This window comes from Streptomyces sp. NPDC007872 (assembly GCF_042868165.1).
Taxonomy (GTDB): Bacteria; Actinomycetota; Actinomycetes; order Streptomycetales; family Streptomycetaceae; genus Streptomyces.
This window is the reverse complement of record NZ_JBIAEA010000006.1, coordinates 237,628-255,583: the sequence shown is the minus strand read 5'-3', so window position 1 is coordinate 255,583 and position 17,956 is coordinate 237,628. Positions and strand designations below refer to the sequence as shown.

The following is a 17,956-nucleotide window of genomic DNA, read 5'->3' as shown; positions in this document are numbered from 1 at the left end:
GACAGCGCGGTGGCCGGACACCTGTCCGACCCGCCGGGCACGCACTCCATGTCCCCTCGGTGAAGAAGGTAAACAGCTATGGGTAGGCTCGGCCCCACCGAGATCATCCTCATCCTCGTCGTCATCATCCTGCTGTTCGGCGCCAAGAAGCTCCCGGACATGGCCCGCTCGCTCGGCAAGTCGGCCCGCATCCTCAAGAGCGAGGCCAAGGCGATGAAGTCCGAGGACCAGCAGAGCGCGCCCGCCGACCCGCCGCACCCCGGAACCGCAACGCCGGACCAGTCCGTCCCGCGCACCATCCAGGCCGCTCCCGGCGACGTGACCAGCGCGCGTCCCGTGACCGAGCCCACGGACACCACCAAGCGCTGACCCGGTCCGCCGCGGCCGCCGCACCGGGCGGCGGCCTGCCGCACGAGATGAGGACGTGGGTTGCTCAAGTCTGCCCGCAAGCAGGAGAAGGATCCCGAGGGGCGGATGCCCCTCGTGGAGCACCTCCGCGAACTCCGCAACCGACTGGCGAAGGGCCTCCTCGCCGTCGCAGCGGTGACGATCGTCGCCCTCGTGTACAGCGAGGAGCTGATGCAGTTCCTGACGAAGTCGGTGCCCACCTGCGCGCCGAACGTCACCAGCAACGGCGGAAACTGCGCGATCGTCTCCTTCAACACGCTGATGGCCCCCTTCAGCACGACGATCCAGCTCTCGCTGACGACGGGCCTCGTCGTCGCCAGCCCCGTCTGGCTCTACCAGCTCTGGGCCTTCGTCGCGCCCGGACTGCACAGGAACGAGAAGAAGTACACGTACGCCTTCGTCGGCGCGGCCGTGCCGCTCTTCGCCGCCGGCGCCTACCTCGCGTACCTCATCCTCCCCATCAGCGTGAAGGTCCTCATCAGCCTCACGCCCGAGGGCTCCGCGAACATCCTCTCGCTCGGTGACGTCCTCGACTTCACCCTGCGCATGGTGCTCGTCTTCGGCCTCGCCTTCGAGCTCCCGCTCGTCCTGGTGATGCTCAACCTCACCGGCGTCCTCTCCGGCCGTCGCATGGCCGGCTGGTGGCGCGGCGTGATCATGGGCGTCTTCGTCTTCGGCGCCGTCATCACCCCCACCACCGACCCCGTCGGCATGATCGCCCTCGCCGGACCCATCACCGTCCTGTACTTCGGGGCCGTCGGCTTCTCCCTCCTCAACGACCGGCGGCGCAGGCGCGGCAACCCCGACGCCGAGCTCGACGACGACGAGGCCTCCGCCCTCGACCTCGCCCCCGAGCCGGTCGGCGCCGTCGAGGCCGTGAGCGCGCCCCGCGCCCTGCCCGAGCAGGCGACCGGAGAGCAGGGCGGCGCACGGCGCCTCAACGGGTACGACGACATCACCTGATCCCGCGGCGTTCCCCCGGACCCCCGGACCCCCCGGACCCCGTCCGGGGGGGCCATCCTGACGATCCGCTCCCGCCGGTCCACATCGCGCGATAAAGATCGCGTCACTGTCAGAGGTGGCGGGTAGTCTCGACAACAAGATGACAGAGGACCTCACACCAGCCGAGGCGTACGCGGCCGCCCTCGCCCGCAACGCCGAGCAGGCCACCGCGCTGGCCCCCTTCCGCGAGATGTACGACTTCGACCTGGACCCCTTCCAGATCGAGGCGTGCAGGGCTCTCGAAGCCGGCAAGGGGGTACTCGTCGCCGCGCCCACGGGCTCCGGCAAGACCATCGTCGGGGAGTTCGCCGTTCACCTGGCCCTCACCCAGGGCCGCAAGTGCTTCTACACGACCCCCATCAAGGCGCTGTCGAACCAGAAGTACGCCGACCTCGTCAAGCGGTACGGAGCCGACAAGGTCGGCCTGCTCACCGGGGACAACAGCGTCAACGGCGACGCGCCGATCGTCGTCATGACCACCGAAGTCCTCCGCAACATGCTGTACGCAGGCTCCCAGGCCCTCTCCGGCCTCGGGTACGTCGTCATGGACGAGGTGCACTACCTCTCGGACCGCTTCCGCGGCGCCGTCTGGGAGGAAGTGATCATCCACCTCCCCGAATCGGTCACCCTCGTCTCACTCTCCGCGACCGTCTCCAACGCCGAGGAGTTCGGCGACTGGCTCGACACCGTCCGCGGCGACACCGAGGTCATCGTCTCCGAGAGCCGTCCCGTGCCGCTCTGGCAGCACGTCCTCGCCGGACGCCGGATGTACGACCTCTTCGAGGAGGAGACCGACCACGGCGGCCGCGGCGCCTCCCGGCGCGAGGTCAACCCCGACCTCCTCCGCCTCGCCCGCACCGAGAACACGCGCACGTACAACCCGCGCGACCGGCGGCGCGGCAAGATGGTCCGCGAGGCCGACCGCGAGCGCGAGCGCCGCCAGCGCTCCCGCATCTGGACCCCCGGCCGGCCCGAGGTCATCGACCGCCTCGATGCCGAGGGGCTCCTGCCCGCCATCACCTTCATCTTCAGCCGCGCCGGCTGCGAGGCCGCCGTCCAGCAGTGCCTCTACGCGGGGCTCCGCCTCAACGACGACGAGGCCCGGCAGCGGGTCCGCGAGATCGTCGAGGAGCGCACCGCCTCCATCCCCGGCGAGGACCTCCACGTCCTCGGCTACTACGAGTGGCTCGAAGCCCTGGAGCGGGGCATCGCCGCCCACCACGCGGGCATGCTCCCCACCTTCAAGGAGGTCGTCGAGGAGCTGTTCGTCCGCGGCCTCGTCAAGGCCGTCTTCGCCACCGAGACCCTCGCCCTCGGCATCAACATGCCCGCGCGGTCCGTCGTCCTCGAAAAGCTGGTCAAGTGGAACGGCGAGCAGCACGCCGACATCACCCCCGGCGAGTACACGCAGCTCACCGGCCGCGCCGGACGCCGCGGCATCGACGTCGAGGGGCACGCCGTCGTCCTCTGGCAGCGCGGCCTCGACCCCGGCCACCTCGCCGGCCTCGCCGGCACGCGCACGTACCCGCTGCGCTCCAGCTTCAAGCCCTCGTACAACATGGCGGTCAACCTCGTCGACCAGTTCGGCCGGCACCGGTCCCGCGAACTCCTCGAAACCTCGTTCGCGCAGTTCCAGGCCGACCGCTCCGTCGTCGGGATCTCCCGCCAGGTCCAGAAGAACGAAGAGGGCCTGGAGGGCTACCGCGAGGGCATGACCTGCCACCTCGGGGACTTCGAGGAGTACGCGCTGCTCCGCCGCGACCTCAAGGACCGCGAGACGGAGCTGGCCAAGCAGGGCGCCGCCCAGCGCCGCGCCCAGGCGGCCGGCTCCCTGGAGAAGCTGAAGCCCGGCGACGTCATCCACGTCCCCACCGGGAAGTTCGCCGGCCTCGCCCTGGTCCTCGACCCCGGCATCCCGGCGGGCCGCACCAACGGACACCGCGGCTTCGAGCACCACGACGGGCCCCGCCCGCTCGTCCTCACCGCCGAGCGGCAGGTCAAGAGGCTCGCCTCCATCGACTTCCCCGTCCCGGTCGAGGCGCTGGAGCGCATGAGGATCCCCAAGTCCTTCAACCCGCGCTCCCCGCAGTCCCGCCGCGACCTCGCCTCCGCGCTGCGCAGCAAGGCCGGTCACATCAACCCCGAGCGGCACCGCAAGAACCGCTCCGCCGCCGCCGACGACCGCGAGATCGCCCGGCTGCGCGCCGCCCTCCGCGCCCACCCCTGCCACGGCTGCGACGAGCGCGAGGACCACGCCCGCTGGGCCGAGCGCTACCACCGCCTCCAGCGCGACACCCGGCAACTGGAACGGCGCATCGAGGGCCGCACCAACACCATCGCCCGCACCTTCGACCGGATCGTCGCGCTCCTCACCGAGCTCGACTACCTGCGCGGTGACGAGGTCACGGACAACGGCAAGCGGCTCGCCCGCCTCTACGGCGAACTCGACCTGCTGGCGAGCGAATGCCTCCGCGAGCGGGTCTGGGAAGGCCTCACCCCGCCCGAACTCGCCGCCTGCGTCTCCGCGTTGGTGTACGAGTCCCGCCAGGCCGACGACGCCGTCGCGCCCAAGCTGCCCACCGGCAACGCCAAGGCGGCCCTCGGCGAGATGGTCCGGATCTGGGGGCGCCTCGACGCCCTCGAAGAGGAGTTCAAGATCAACCAGGCGGAGGGGGTGGGCCAGCGCGAGCCCGACCTCGGATTCGCCTGGGCGGCCTACCAGTGGGCCTCCGACAAGGGCCTCGACCAGGTGCTCCGCGAGGCCGAGATGCCCGCCGGAGACTTCGTCCGCTGGTGCAAGCAGGTGATCGACGTCCTCGGACAGATCGCCGCCGCCGCGCCCAGGGAGGACAGCACCGTCGCCAGGAACGCCCGCAAGGCCGTCGACTCGCTGCTGCGGGGCGTCGTCGCCTACAGCTCGGTGGGCTGACGTCCCTCACTCCTTCGGGGGAGTTCCGGCCGGGTGCCCATGGCGATCACGCCATGGGCACCCGGCTTTCGTCGTGTTCCCGACGCCGTTGTCCACAGGCCGTCGTCCACAGGGGTGGCGCGGAGCCCGGCCCTTCCGCTTGCATGGACTCACATGCGGGGAAGGGCAGTTGGGGAGGGAAAACGGATGACCACACATGCCGGTCCGGACGCCGGGGCGCGCGACGGAGAGGCGGGAGAGCCGGGGCCGCCGGTGCGGGAGCCGGCGGTCTTCGCGGAAGGGCCGCGAGGCGTGCCCCTCCTCGGCAACCTGCCCGCCTTCGGCAAGGACCCCCTCGCCTTCTTCGAACAGCTCCGGGAGCGGGGGGACTTCGTCCGCTGGCGCTTCGGCCGCAGCCGCGCCCTCTTCATCGCCCATCCCGACAACATCGGCGAACTCCTCACCGAGATCGAGCGCACCTTCGACCAGCCCGACCTCGGCATCGCCTTCCGCACCCTCCTCGGCAACGGCGTCGTCGTCGCGAAGGGCGCCGACTGGCGGCGCAAGCGCTCCCTCGTCCAGCCCTCCGTCCGCCCCAAGCAGGTCCGCTCCTACGCGGCGACCATGGCCGAGTGCGCCGTCGACCTCGCCGACCGGTGGACCGACGGACAGCGGATCGACATCAAGAAGGAGATGGCCGCCCTCACCCAGCTCATCGCCGTCCGCACCATCTTCGGCGTCGACACGGCCGCCGACGCCGAGTCCATCGGCCGGGCGATGGACATCGCGCAGAAGGAGATCGGCGCCGAGTTCAGCGGCATCGGCGCCCTGCTGCCCGACTGGGTCCCCACTCCCGGACGCGCCCGCATCAAGCGCGCCACGGCCGTCATCGACGCCGAGGTCTCCCGGGTCGTCTCCCGCCACCGCGACGGCGACACCGAACGGCCCGACCTGCTCAGCAGGCTCCTCGCCGCCCGGGACGAGACCGGCGCCCGCCTCTCCGACCGGGAGATACGCGACGAGACCGTCACCCTCTACATCGGGGGCCACGAGACCACCAGCTCCACCCTCGTCTGGGCCTGGCACCTGCTCTCCCGCAACCCCCGGGTCCGTGACGCCCTCACCGAGGAACTCGACCGGGTCCTCGCCGACCACGAACCGCGCCACGACGACTACGCCTCCCTCACCTACACCCAGGCCGTCGTGAAGGAGACCCTCCGGCTCTACCCCACCATCTGGCTCCTCACCGGCCTCGCGAAGGAGGGCGCCACCATCGGCGGCACCCCCGTCCCCGCCGGCACCCGCGTCTGGTCCAGCCAGTGGGCCACCCACCGCGACCCCCGCTGGTACGGCGACCCCGAGGCCTTCCGCCCCGAACGCTGGCTGACCGGGAACCCCGCGAACGGCGACGGCGGTGAACCGGGCGAGGAGATACCCGAATACGCCTGGTTCCCGTTCGGCGGCGGTCCCCGCGTGTGCCTCGGCACCCGCTTCGCCCTCGTCGAGGCGGTCCTCGTCCTCGCGGTGCTCGCCCGCCGCTTCCACCTGGACGTCACCGCCGACGGGATACGCCCGGTCCCCAGCCTCACCCTCCAGCCGGACCGCGACGTCCTGGCGACGGTCCGCGCCCGGGGCTGAGAGCGGGGCAGGGCCGGGTCCCGGGCCGGCCCGGCGTCCTCAGCCGGCCGTGGCCAGGGCCTCCGCCAGGTCCCGCAGGCCGTCGGCGTCCAGGACACGGCCGCCGAAGCCGGGGAGGGGGACGTGGAGCGCGGACAGCCAGCGGGCGGGGACGGCGGCGGAGCCGTACACGGCGCCCGCGAGCGTGCCGGTCACCGCCGCCACCGTGTCGGTGTCGCCGCCCAGGTCGACCGCCGCGGCGAGGGCCTCCTCGAAGGAGCCGGTGGTGCGCAGTGCCCACACCGCCGAGCCGAGGCAGGGCCAGACCGCGCCGTTGAACTCGGTCGCGTCGTCCGGGTGCCAGTCCGGGGCGAGCACCCCTGCCCACCGCTCCCGGTGGGCAGGGGCCGTCTCGGCGAGGGCGGCGGGCAGGGCGGTGAGCGGGTCCTCGCCGAGGAGGGCGACCCGGACCAGCTCGTGGAGGATCGCCGTACCCTCCCAGGCCGCGCCGTCGCCGTGGGTCAGGGCGGCGATGCGGCGGGCGGCCTCCATGGTCTCCGCCCGTCCCCGGGCCGCGAAGTACACGGCCGAGGTGGCGGCCCGCATCAGCGAACCGTTCCCGGCGGCGTACAGGGTGGTTTGGAAGTGGAGGGCGGAGGCGAGGTCCCACGGGTCGCCGCCGAGGAGCACCTGCTCGGTCTGGAGGCCGATGTCCTTGGGGTCGGCCGCCGCCCAGCGCCGGAAGCGGTCGAAGACGTCCGGCAGGTCGAGGCCGCCCCGTTCGAGGAGGGACTCCCCGAGCAGCACGGCCATCTGCGTGTCGTCCGTCGCCTCGCCCGGGTCCCAGCCGCCGCCCCCGCACAGCTCCCCGGCACCGTCCGGGAAGCGTTCCCGGAAGGTGCCGGGGAGGCCGAACTCGAAGGGGGCGCCCAGGGCGTCGCCCGCGGCGGAGCCCAGGACGGCGCCCACGGCGCGGTCGATGTCCGTCATCCGGTCAGCCTAGGGGGTTTCTTGTCGATCGGGCCGGATCGGGGAGCGGTGCCGGACGCCGCGAGCCCGGCATGATCGGCGAGACACCCCCTAGGGGAGGGGGGTGCGCAGGGAGAGGGTGGTGGCGGCCGTGCCGAGCAGCACGATCGCCCCCGCGCCGGCCAGGGTCGCGCCGTCCGGTGCCGACAGGGCCTGGCCCCGCAGCGCCTGCCAGGTCAGCAGGACGAAGAACGCCGCGTAGACCCCCGAGGCGGTGAGGGCGAGGCGCAGTCGGACCCGTTCGTCGGAGAGGCGGGCGAGGCGGGGGTGGTGGACGGAGCGGGTCGCGAAGGCGGCCAGGACGAGCAGCACCAGCGGGAGCAGTTGGAGCGCGTGCACGCCGAAGAAGTGCGCCACGCGCAGGTCGCCGCCGGTGGTGGCCCAGCCCGTCACCGGCATGGACGGGCCGCCGTCCGGGGCGCCGACGCCGTGCGCGCCGACGATCGGCGGGTCGTCGGTCGCGAGCTGTTCCGGGGTCGGACGCACCATCAGGAAGCCGACGCCGGCGCCCGCCAGGGCGATCAGGGAGGAGAGGCGGACCGTCCAGGCCATGGCGCGGTCGAGGATCCGGGCGCGCAGCAGGAGCAGGGCGATGACCAGGGCGCCGAGCCACAGCACGACGACGGTGCCGCCCATGATCTGGAAGACGGTGTCGTCGAACGGGGTCGCCCGGTTGAAGTGGCTCTGGGTGCCCCGTACCACCTGGAGGGTGATGAGCGCCATCTCCACCGCGCTCGCGACGGCGATCACCGTCCCGGCCCACCAGCCGGTCCGGCGGCCCCGGGGAAGCAGCGAGAGCATCCAGGCGAGCGAGAGGGAGTAAGCGACGAACGAGACCGAGAACTTGAACGGTTTGGCCCAGATCGGCACGCCGACCAGGATCCGGTCGTCCACCGCCAGACCGACGGCGGAGACGAGGGCGAGGGCGCCCATCGAGGCGGCGAACCAGACCAGGGGCCGGTGCGGTCGGGGGCGCGGGCCGGGCGGACTGAGTGGGCCGGGCGGGTCGAGCAGATCGGTCGAAGACATACGGATCCCCCCGCGGGAAAGTATGGATAGTGGCACTCGCCGCTATCTGATAGCGCCACTATCTATGATGGGGGTGTCGGTCGGCAAGGCCGGAGAGGATCCGGGAAAGGTGAACAGGCAGTGCGCATAGGAGAGTTGAGTCGCAGGACCGGGGTGTCCGTGCCGACGATCAAGTTCTACGTACGGGAAGGACTGCTCCCGCCCGGAGAGCTGACGAGCCCGAACCAGGCCTCGTACGGAGAGACGCACGTGCGGCGGCTCCGCCTGATCCGGGCGCTCCTCGACGTGGGCGGCCTGTCGGTGGCGGGCATCCGCGACGTGATCGTGGCGATCGACGACCCGGACCGGCCGCTGCACACGGTGCTCGGCGAGGCGGCGGACCACGTGGTGCCACGGTACGGGCGCGGGGACGGGTCCGGGATCGCCGAGGCGAGGAAGAGGGCCGCCGCGCTGATCGAGGCGCGCGGATGGCGCACGTACGAGGGGAGCCCCGCGGCGGAGGCCCTGGCGACGGCGATCGCCGCGCTCGAGGAGGTCGGCCACGGCCGGTTCGTCGAGGTCCTCGACGCGTACGCGGACGCGGCGGAGCGGGTGGCGCGGGTCGACCTGGAGTACGTGGCGCGGCGGGTGGCGCGGGAGGAGCTCGTGGAGAGCGTGGTCGTCGGCACGGTCATCGGCGACGCCGTCTTCGCCGCCATGCGCCGGCTCGCCCACGTGGACGCGTCGGACCGGGTCTTCGGGGAGCGGCGGGATGCCCTGACGGACTGACGGACTGGCGTACTGACAGGCTGGCGTACTGGCGTACTGGCGTACTGGCGTACTGGCGTACTGGCGTACTGATGGGCCGGCGGACTGGTGGACTGGTGGTGTGTTCGGTCGGTGCCGGTCAAGCGGACGGGGGTGGCCGGGGCGTTTCGCCCCCGCCACCCCCGTCCGAGAGGCCGCTCAGCTCTCCTGTTCGCGTTCCACCTGGTCGTTCCACTCGCGCTTGATCGCGCGCCAGGCCTCGTCCGTCTTGCCCAGGCGCCAGTAGCCCGAGATCGACAGGCGCTCGCGCGGCACCTCCCGGTCCAGGCGCAGGTGGCGGCGGAGCTCCTTCACGAAGCCCGCCTCGCCGTGGACGAAGGCGTGGACGTCACCCGCCGGGAAGTCCAGCGTCCGGACCGCCTCGACCAGCGCCTCGCCCACCGGCCGGCCGGCCCGGTGGAGCCACGTGATGTCGACGCCCGCCGCCGTCTCCGGCTTCTGCTCCTCCGACGCGTCCTCGATCTCCACGAAGGCGTGCGCCCGCGCCCCGGCGGGCAGCCGCTCCAGGGCCGCCGCGATCGCCGGAAGGGCGCTCTCGTCGCCCACGAGCAGGTGCCAGTCCGCCGTCTCGTCCGGCGCGTAGCCGCCGCCGGGGCCGAGGAAGCGCACGGTGTCGCCCGCCTCGGCGCGCGCCGCCCACGGACCCGCGAGGCCCTCGTCGCCGTGGACCACGAAGTCGATGGTCAGCTCGCGCCGCTCCGGGTCCCAGGCCCGGACCGTGTAGGTCCGCGTCGTCGGCCACTGCTCCCGGGGGAACTCCTCCCGGATCCGCTCCATGTCGAACGGCTCCGGGTAGGTGACGCCCTCGGGGGCGAAGAGCAGCTTCACGTAGTGGTCGGTGTACTCGCCGACCTCGAAGCCGTCGAGCCCCGGACCCCCGAGGACGAGCCGCACCATGTGCGGAGTGATCCGCTCCGTGTGCACCACGCGCGCTTCGGTGGCCTTCGGTGACCTGCGGGCCGGCTGCTCTGCCACGACGTGCTCCCCTGACTCTGCGTACTTAGGTATGCCTAAGCTAGCACCTCGCCGTGCGGAGGGTCCGGTTCCGGCCCGGCCGGTTCAGCGCTCCAGGACGGGCAGCAGACGTCCCACGGCCCCGGTGAGGCCCCAGCGCTTCACCAGCGCGTCCAGAGCCGCCGGATCGCGGGGCCCCGCGGGCAGGGCGGGGTCGAACTCCGGCAGCGGCACGTCGGCGGCGACCCGCACCACCGTCGGCGCCACGTCCAGGTACGCGGCCGCCTCCACGATCCCGCGCCGCTTGGCCGGGGTCAGCCTCGACGCCGGGTCCTCCGCCGCCGCCCGCACCCCCGCCAGGTCCCCGTACTCCGTGATCAGTTGCGCCGCCGTCTTCTCGCCGATGCCCTTCACGCCCGGCAGCCCGTCGCTGGCGTCGCCGCGCAGCGCCGCGAAGTCCGCGTACTGGTCGGGCCGCACCCCGTACTTCGTACGGATCAGCTCGCCGTCCACCAGATCGCAGTCGCCGACGCCCTTGCGCGGGTACAGCACCCGCACCCCCCGGGCGTCGTCCACCAACTGGAACAGGTCCCGGTCGCCCGTGACGACGTCCACCGGCCCGGCGGCCCGCCCCGTCAGCGTCCCGATCACGTCGTCCGCCTCGTACCCCGCCGCCCCGATCCGCGCGATGCCGAGCGCCGCCAGGACCTCCTCGATCACCGGCACCTGCGGGGACAGGGTGTCCGGCACCTCCTCCTCGTCCGGGCCCGTCTCCGTCTCCACGGCCACCCGGTGCGCCTTGTACGACGGGATCAGGTCCACCCGCCACCGCGGCCGCCAGTCCTCGTCCCAGCAGGCCACCAGATCGTCCGGGCGGTGGTCCTGGACGAGCCGGCCGATGAAGTCGAGCAGCCCGCGCACGGCGTTCACCGGCGTGCCGTCGGGGGCCCGGACGGAGTCCGGCACGCCGAAGTAGGCGCGGAAGTAGAGGCTGGCGGTGTCGAGGAGCATCAAACGTCGCGTCACCCGGCCGATCCTATGGCGCGGCGCGGCGCACCGGGGGAACACCGGAAACGGGACGTCCGGACCGTTCTGCCGTGACCCCCGTCACCTTTGCGTTTGCGACCTTCGGCCCCGGGCATGCGCGGCCCCGGAGTGAACCCCGGTGCGGAATCCGACCCAAGGATCCCGCACGCGGCGGGGCGCGGGCCGATCCCGCGGGCTCCACGGTCCGGCCTCGCGGGGGTGGCGGGGCCGTTCTTCGTTCCTACCCGTGAGGTGTATGTGTCCAGGCTCCAGGCCGACCACCTGTACAAGGTGTTCGGCAGACGACCCGACGAAGCCGTTCGCAGGCTGGCGGACGGCGCCGATCGCGAGGAGCTGCGCGCCGAGGGGACGACAGCGGCCGTCGTGGACGCCGGCTTCGTCGTCGAGCCCGGCCAGATCTTCGTCGTGATGGGCCTGTCCGGCTCCGGGAAGTCCACGCTCCTGCGCATGCTCAACGGGCTGCTCGAACCCACCGCCGGCCGGGTCCTCTTCGACGGCGACGACCTCACCGCGCTCTCCCCCCGGGACCTGCGCGCGGTCCGCTCCCGCCGGATCAGCATGGTCTTCCAGCACTTCGCGCTCTTCCCGCACCGGAACGTCCTGGAGAACGCCGCCTACGGCCTGGAGGTCCAGGGCGTGCCCCGCGCCGAGCGCGAGACCCGCGCCGCCGAGGCCCTCGCCCTGTGCGGCCTCGCCGGCTGGGAGAAGTCCTGGCCCGACGAGCTCTCCGGCGGCATGCAGCAGCGCGTCGGCCTGGCCCGGGCGCTCGCCACCGACGCCGACCTGCTCCTCATGGACGAGTCGTTCAGCGCGCTCGACCCGCTGATCCGCCGCGACATGCAGGACCAGCTCCTCGTCCTCCAGAAGCAGTTGAAGAAGACCATCGTCTTCATCACCCACGACCTCAACGAGGCCATGCGCCTCGGCGACCGGATCGCCGTCATGCGCGACGGCAGGATCGTCCAGCTCGGCACCGCCGAGGACATCCTCGTCCGTCCCGCCGACGACTACGTGGCCTCCTTCATCCAGGACGTCGACCGCTCCCGGGTGCTCACCGCCTCCGCCGTCATGACGGAGGGCGCCGCCGCGGCCGACTGCCCGGACGACTGCGCCTGCCGGTCCGTCGCGCCCGACACCCTCGTCGCGGACCTGTGCGCCGTCGCCGCCGGCGCACCGCACCCCGTGACCGTCGAGGACCCCGACGGCACCGTCCTCGGGGTCGTGTCCCCGGAGCGCCTCCTCGGCGTGATGGGCGGCCTCGGCACGCACGACGCCACCGTGGACGACATCACCACGAAGGGCGTCGAGAACAGGCGCGCGGCCACCAAGGGCCCCGGCGCGGAGAAGGCCGACGCCCGGAACGCCGTCACGAAGGGCGGCGCCGCCGAGAACGTCCCCGCGAAGAACGGGCAGGAGGTGACCGCCGGTGCCTAGGCTGCCCCTCGGCCGGTGGGTCGACAGCTCCGTCGACTGGCTCCAGGCCCAGCTCTCCTGGCTCTTCGACGCCGTCACCACCGGCGTCACCGGCCTCTACGACGGCATCGACGCCGTCCTGTCCGCGCCCCAGCCCCTGCTGTTCGCCGGCATCCTCGCCGTCGTCGCCTGGTGGCTGCGCGGCTTCGCCGCCGGCCTCCTCGCCTTCGCGGGCTTCGCGCTCGTCGACTCCGTCCAGCTCTGGGACGAGGCCATGGCGACGCTCTCCCTGGTCCTCGTCGCCACCCTGGTCACCCTGGTGATCGCCGTGCCGCTCGGCATCTGGGCGGCCCGCTCGAAGACCGTCAGCGCCGTCATGCGCCCGGTCCTCGACTTCATGCAGACCATGCCGGCGATGGTCTACCTGATCCCCGGCATCATCTTCTTCGGCGTCGGCGTGGTCCCCGGCATCATCGCCACCATCGTCTTCGCGCTGCCCCCGGGCGTCCGGATGACCGAGCTCGGCATCCGCCAGGTCGACGGCGAACTCGTCGAGGCCGCCGAGGCGTTCGGCACCACCCCGCGCAACACCCTGCTGCGCGTGCAGTTGCCGCTCGCCCTCCCCACGATCATGGCCGGCGTCAACCAGGTCATCATGCTGGGCCTGTCCATGGTCGTCATCGCCGGCATGGTCGGCGGCGGCGGACTCGGCGGCGCCGTCTACCGCGCCATCGGCAACGTCGACATCGGCCTCGGCTTCGAGGCCGGTGTCTCCATCGTCGTCCTCGCCATGTACCTCGACCGGATGACCGGCGCCCTCGGCCGCCAGGTCTCCCCGCTGGGCCGCCGCGCCGCAGCCAAGGCGCGCGCCGCGACCGCCAAGCGCCCCGGCGCCAAGCTGTGGGCCCACCGACCGCAGCCCGTCACCGCCCTCGTCGGCGTCGTCGTCCTCGCCCTCGTGGCGGGCGGCACCGGCTTCCTCGGCACCGGCTCCGGGAACGCCGGCGGCAACGGCAAGAAGGTCAGCATCGGCTACATCCCCTGGGACGAGGGCATCGCCTCCACGTACCTGTGGAAGGAGCTCCTGGAGCGGCGCGGCTACGAGGTCGACACCAAGCAGTTGGAGGCCGGCGCGCTCTACACCGGTCTGGCCGGCGGACAGCTCGACTTCCAGACCGACTCCTGGCTCCCGGTCACCCACGCCCAGTACTGGGAGAAGTACAAGAACAAGCTGGAGGACCTCGGCTCCTGGTACGGCCCCACGTCCCTGGAGCTCTCCGTCCCCTCGTACGTGAAGGGCGTCGACTCCCTCGCCGACCTCAAGGGCAAGGCGGGGCAGTTCAAGGGCCGGATCGTCGGCATCGAACCCAGCGCCGGAATGATGGGCATCCTCAAGGACAAGGTCCTCGAGGAGTACGGCCTGGAGGGCGAGTACAAGGTCGTCGACGGCTCCACGCCCGGCATGCTCGCCGAGCTGAAGCGCGCGTACGAGCGCAGGGAACCGGTCGTCGTCACCCTCTGGTCCCCGCACTGGGCCTACTCCGCCCACGACCTGAAGAAGCTGAAGGACCCCAAGGGGGCCTGGGGCAAGGGCGACGGCGTCCACACCCTCGCCCGCAAGGGTTTCACCGAGGAGAACCCCGAGGTCAGCGCCTGGCTGAAGGACTTCGAGCTGTCCGAGAAGCAGCTCACGGACCTCGAAGCCGTCGTCCAGGAGACCGGCAAGGGCAAGGAGCAGCAGGCCGTCCGCACCTGGCTCGACCGCAACCCGGGCCTCGCGGAGAAGCTCACCCCGCAGTAGCCGCCCGACGGGACCGGAACGGTTCCCGTCCGAAAAGGGGTGGTCGCCGTACGTGTCCGGCGACCGCCCCTTTTTCGGCACGACGCGAAACCCCGCCCCAAAGCTGCGTAAGGTTCAGGTAACCGACCGGTACGAGGATCGCGACGGGCACGCGGCGAGAGGGAGGGAGCCGACATGGACGAGAAGGAGTCACCCCGCGTGGGCGCGGCCGTCAAGAGGCGCCGCAGAGCGCTCCAGCTCACCCTGGCCGTCGTCGCCTCCCGCAGCGGCCTCTCCGTGCCCTTCCTCAGCCAGGTCGAGAACGACCGGGCCCGCCCCAGCCGCCGCTCCCTCGAACTCGTCGCCGGGGCCCTGGAGACCACGGCCGGCGAACTCCTCGCCGTCGCCGAGTCCTCCCGCACCGTCGACGTCGTCCGGTCCGGGGAGGACTCCCCCGACCTGCCCGAGGGCATCCGGTCCCTCGTCCGGGGCCGCCACCAGTTGCACGCCCTGGAGTTCACCGGCGAGCAGGACGCGGGCCGCGAGTTCCAGCACCGCAACGACGAGCTGCTCTACGTGGCCGACGGCGCCGCCGAGGTCGAGGCCGAGGGCCGCGCCTACCGGCTCGACCGGGGCGACACCCTCTACCTCTCCGGCGGGGTGCGCCACCGCTGGCGCGCCACCGAGCCCGGCACCCGGCTCCTGGTCGTGGCCGTGGGGGAGCACGTGGAGGCGGAGGAGGAATGACGGGCCGGGGGGATTCCGGGAGCACGGCCACGAACGACCGAGGGATCCCGGAGGTACGGCGATGAGGGTCGTCTCGCTCGTGCCCTCCCTCACCGAGGCCGTCGCCTTCACCCTGCCCGGCGTCCTCGTCGGCGCCACCGACTGGTGCGCGCACCCCGCCGGCCTCGACGTCGTCCGGATCGGCGGCACCAAGAACCCCGACGTCCCCGCGATCACCGCCCTGCGTCCCGACCTCGTCCTCGCCAACGAGGAGGAGAACCGCGCCCCCGACCTCGACGCCCTGCGGGCCGCCGGACTCGACGTCCTCGTCACCGAGGTCCGCACCCTCGACCAGGGCCTGCGCGAACTGGAACGGGTCCTCACCGCCTGCGGCGCGCCCCGGCGGCCCCGCTGGCTGGCGGAGGCCGAGGACGCCTGGGCCGCGGTCGCACCCCTGCGCCCGGAGGCACCGCTCACCGCCGTCGTGCCGATCTGGCGCCGCCCCTGGATGGTCCTGGGCCGCGACACCTTCGCCGGCGACCTGCTCGCCCGCCTCGGGATCCGCAACGCGTACGCCGGCCACCCCGAGCGCTACCCCCGCCTCCCGCTCGACGAGCTCCGCGCCGCCGCCACCGACCTGGTCGTCCTGCCCGACGAGCCCTACCGCTTCACGCGCGACGACGGCCCCGAGGCCTTCCCCGGGACCGCCGCCGCCCTCGTCGACGGGCGGATGCTCACCTGGTACGGGCCGTCACTGGCCGAGGCTCCGGAGAGGCTCGCCCGGGCCCTGCGAGCAGCGCGCCGCTGACGAGCCCGCGCAGGGTGTGGAGACCGGCCACCAGCCAGGCCGCCACGAGGAACGCGTACAGCCCGACCGCCAGCCACCGGAAGGCGGCCAGACCGGTGTGTCCGGCCAGCCCCTCGGCGCCGGTCACGCACGTCCCCACCGGGAAGGTGAACGCCCAGAAGGTCATCGCGAAGCCCATGCCCCGGCGGCGCGCCCGCAGCACCATCGCCCCGGCGAGCGCCAGCCACAGCAGCGCGAAGCCCATGACGGGCACCCCGTAGAGGACGGCGAAGGCGGCGAAGCCGTGCGCGTACGGCTCGGGCAGCACGCCCGGGGCCGCGTCGGCGAACTTGTTCGCGGCGGTCGTCGACTGGCCGAGGGGGCCGAGGACCAGGAAGAGGGTGGGGGTGAGCGCGAGCGGCGGCGGACCGCCGGTGACGAGCCGCCCGAAGACCAGGGGCAGCACGACCAGGGTGGCGAGCAGGCTGAGGCCGAACAGCGCGTAGCAGGCGATCAGGAGCGTCTGCCGGGCCTGCCCCGGGGGCAGGTGGGGGACGAGCAGCGGGCCGAGGGCGGCGGAGACCATGGGGGCGACCAGCGGCAGCAGCCACACCGGGGACGCGGTCTCGATCCGGTGGCGCACCACCATGAGGTACGGGACGGCCACGGCCGTCACCAGGCCGATCAGCGTGCCGGCGCCGAACAGGACGGTGTCGAGCGCGACGGCCGCCGGGAGTCCGATCCAGTCCCGGCCCACGACCAGGGCCCCGCCGCCGACCGCGAGCAGCGCCATCGAGAGGCAGCCGTAGAACGGGGCCACGGCCGGGTCCAGGAGGTGGGCGCGGGCCTGGTCGCGGTGGTGGATCCAGTGCAGCGCGCGGGCCGGGAGCAGGACGAGCAGCATCGCGAGCGACAGGGCCCAGACCGCCGCGCAGGCGGTACGGAGGCCGGGGACGTGCACCGGGAGGACGGCGCCCGCGGTGGCGACGATCGCCGTGCCCATCACGGAGGCGTACCAGTTGGGTCCGAGGTGACGGACGGAGCGGATCCGCAGACCCGGCCCGGCGCCGGGGGTGGTGGCGCGGGGGAGGGGTGCGGGACGGGGAGGTGCGACGCTTGCCATGGCTCCACCGTCGTCCCGTTCCGGCACCCGGACCAGGGATCATGCGGCTATGACGTCATAAGCTGGGTTTATGAGCAGGGGAACGCGGGGCGGCGAAGCCCACGGGGACGGGACGGGCGGGGACGGGACGCGGGGCGGTGCGGCTTCGAGTGGTGCGGCTTCGAACGGTGCCGTGTCCGGGGGCGGGCCGGTGGTCGGAGGCGGTCCGGCGGCTGGAGACGGTCCGCTGACCGGAGACGGTCCGGTGACCAGTGGCGGCCCCGCATCCCCCCGCGGCCCCGCGTCCGCCGACGTCCCCACGTCCGCCCGCGGTCCCGCGAGCCGTGGCGGTCCCGCGGTCTCCGGGGCCCGTGGTGGTCCGGGCGCTTCCGGTGGGGCCGGAGCCCCACGCCCCCACCTCTCCCACCGCGTCCCCGACCTCGGCGCGCTCGAGCTGCTCCTCGCCGTCGCCCGGCACGGCAGCCTCGGCGCCGCGGCCCGCGAGGTGGGGATCACCCAGCCCGCCGCGAGCAGCCGGATCCGCTCCATGGAACGGCAGTTGGGGGTGGCCCTGGTCGACCGTTCGCCGCGCGGCTCCCGGCTCACCGACGCGGGCGCCCTCGTCACGGACTGGGCGCGGCGGATCGTGGAGGCGGCGGAGGCCTTCGACGCCGGGGCGCAGGCCCTGCGCGGCCGGCGCGACTCGCGGCTGCGGGTGGCCGCGTCCATGACGATCGCCGAGTACCTGCTGCCCGGTTGGCTGATCGCCCTGCGCGCCGAACGCCCCGACACCGCCGTGTCGCTCCAGGCCGGGAACTCGGCGGCCGTCGCGGAACGCCTCTTCGCGGGCGACGCGGACGTCGGCTTCGTGGAGGGCCTCGCCGTGCCGGACGGCCTCGACGGCGTGGTCGTCGCCCGCGACCGGCTCGCGGTCGTCGCCGCCCCCTCGCACCCGTGGGCTCGCCGCCGCGCCCCGCTGGACCCGGCCGAGCTGGCCGCGACCCCGCTGGTGCTGCGGGAGCGCGGCTCGGGCACCCGGCAGGTCCTCGACGCGGCGCTCGCCGACCACGGGGGCCTCGCGCGACCGCTCCTCGAACTCGCCTCCACGACCGCGGTGAAGGCCGCCGCCGTCAGCGGGGCGGGCCCGGCCGTCCTCAGCGAACTCGCGATCACCGAGGAACTGGCCTCCCGCCGCCTGGTCGCCGTCCCGGTCGAAGGGGTGCTCCTCCGCAGGGACCTGCGGGCCGTCTGGCCCGCAGGCCACCGCCCCACGGGCCCGGCCCGGGACCTGCTCTCCCTGACCCGCGACCGGCCCGGCGACCTGTCCCGGGGGCGCTGAGAGGGCGC

The 17,956-nt window shown here is 73.2% G+C and carries 15 protein-coding genes; 10 read left to right on the top strand and 5 right to left on the bottom strand.

Going from position 1 to position 17,956, the window contains the following annotated elements; genetic code table 11:
• Nucleotides 1–78: 78 nt before the first annotated feature.
• The 4 genes from tatA to ACFYNX_RS23025 all read left to right on the top strand — a co-directional run bounded on the left by tatA (nt 79) and on the right by ACFYNX_RS23025 (nt 5,956).
• Nucleotides 79–369: a Sec-independent protein translocase subunit TatA gene (tatA, locus tag ACFYNX_RS23040; RefSeq protein WP_125659061.1), complete on the top strand. Its 291-nt coding sequence runs from the start codon at nt 79–81 to the stop codon at nt 367–369.
• 105 nt (nt 370–474) lie between these two features.
• The gene (tatC, locus tag ACFYNX_RS23035) at nt 475–1,371 is read left to right on the top strand and encodes a twin-arginine translocase subunit TatC (RefSeq protein WP_388663934.1); all 897 of its coding nucleotides are present in this window, start codon (nt 475–477) and stop codon (nt 1,369–1,371) included.
• Between the two features lie 139 nt (nt 1,372–1,510).
• On the top strand, nt 1,511–4,339 hold the full coding sequence (locus ACFYNX_RS23030) for a DEAD/DEAH box helicase (protein ID WP_388663703.1): 2,829 nt from the start codon (nt 1,511–1,513) through the stop codon (nt 4,337–4,339).
• A gap of 186 nt (nt 4,340–4,525) precedes the next feature.
• Complete coding sequence (locus ACFYNX_RS23025; RefSeq protein WP_388663701.1) at nt 4,526–5,956, top strand: cytochrome P450; 1,431 nt, start codon at nt 4,526–4,528, stop codon at nt 5,954–5,956.
• 39 nt (nt 5,957–5,995) lie between these two features.
• Here the strand turns inward: ACFYNX_RS23025 and ACFYNX_RS23020 are convergent, their stop codons facing one another.
• Nucleotides 5,996–6,925: an ADP-ribosylglycohydrolase family protein gene (locus ACFYNX_RS23020; RefSeq protein WP_388663699.1), complete on the bottom strand. Its 930-nt coding sequence runs from the start codon at nt 6,923–6,925 to the stop codon at nt 5,996–5,998.
• A gap of 90 nt (nt 6,926–7,015) precedes the next feature.
• Nucleotides 7,016–7,897, bottom strand: a complete 882-nt coding sequence (locus ACFYNX_RS23015; RefSeq protein WP_388663932.1) for a hypothetical protein — start codon at nt 7,895–7,897, stop codon at nt 7,016–7,018.
• Nucleotides 7,898–8,113: 216 nt separating this feature from the next.
• On the opposite strand from ACFYNX_RS23015, the gene ACFYNX_RS23010 reads away from it, so the two are divergent.
• Nucleotides 8,114–8,761, top strand: a complete 648-nt coding sequence (locus tag ACFYNX_RS23010; RefSeq protein ID WP_388663697.1) for a MerR family transcriptional regulator — start codon at nt 8,114–8,116, stop codon at nt 8,759–8,761.
• A 177-nt stretch (nt 8,762–8,938) separates the two neighbouring features.
• Here the strand turns inward: ACFYNX_RS23010 and ACFYNX_RS23005 are convergent, their stop codons facing one another.
• Complete coding sequence (locus tag ACFYNX_RS23005) at nt 8,939–9,775, bottom strand: siderophore-interacting protein (protein WP_365539987.1); 837 nt, start codon at nt 9,773–9,775, stop codon at nt 8,939–8,941.
• 84 nt (nt 9,776–9,859) lie between these two features.
• A complete protein-coding gene (locus ACFYNX_RS23000; protein WP_388663930.1) occupies nt 9,860–10,765 on the bottom strand; it encodes a 5'-3' exonuclease H3TH domain-containing protein in 906 nt (301 codons plus the stop codon).
• Nucleotides 10,766–11,038: 273 nt separating this feature from the next.
• Between ACFYNX_RS23000 and ACFYNX_RS22995 the strand changes: the two genes are divergently transcribed.
• The 4 genes from ACFYNX_RS22995 (at nt 11,039) to ACFYNX_RS22980 (ending at nt 15,528) form a co-directional block, all read left to right on the top strand.
• The gene (locus ACFYNX_RS22995) at nt 11,039–12,235 is read left to right on the top strand and encodes a glycine betaine/L-proline ABC transporter ATP-binding protein (protein WP_365539986.1); all 1,197 of its coding nucleotides are present in this window, start codon (nt 11,039–11,041) and stop codon (nt 12,233–12,235) included.
• On the top strand, nt 12,228–14,015 hold the full coding sequence (locus ACFYNX_RS22990) for an ABC transporter permease/substrate binding protein (RefSeq protein ID WP_388663694.1): 1,788 nt from the start codon (nt 12,228–12,230) through the stop codon (nt 14,013–14,015). Before ACFYNX_RS22995 ends, ACFYNX_RS22990 begins: the two co-directional genes overlap by 8 nt.
• A gap of 174 nt (nt 14,016–14,189) precedes the next feature.
• Nucleotides 14,190–14,741, top strand: a complete 552-nt coding sequence (locus tag ACFYNX_RS22985) for an XRE family transcriptional regulator (protein ID WP_365539984.1) — start codon at nt 14,190–14,192, stop codon at nt 14,739–14,741.
• Between the two features lie 61 nt (nt 14,742–14,802).
• A complete protein-coding gene (locus ACFYNX_RS22980; RefSeq protein ID WP_388663692.1) occupies nt 14,803–15,528 on the top strand; it encodes a helical backbone metal receptor in 726 nt (241 codons plus the stop codon).
• On the opposite strand, the gene ACFYNX_RS22975 is transcribed toward ACFYNX_RS22980, so the two are convergent.
• Nucleotides 15,455–16,630, bottom strand: coding sequence for a TDT family transporter (locus ACFYNX_RS22975; protein WP_388663690.1), 1,176 nt, complete (start codon nt 16,628–16,630; stop codon nt 15,455–15,457). The two genes, ACFYNX_RS22980 and ACFYNX_RS22975, sit on opposite strands and share 74 nt — an antisense overlap.
• Nucleotides 16,631–17,063: 433 nt before the next feature.
• On the opposite strand from ACFYNX_RS22975, the gene ACFYNX_RS22970 reads away from it, so the two are divergent.
• Nucleotides 17,064–17,948, top strand: coding sequence for a LysR family transcriptional regulator (locus ACFYNX_RS22970; RefSeq protein WP_388663928.1), 885 nt, complete (start codon nt 17,064–17,066; stop codon nt 17,946–17,948).
• Nucleotides 17,949–17,956: the final 8 nt, after the last annotated feature.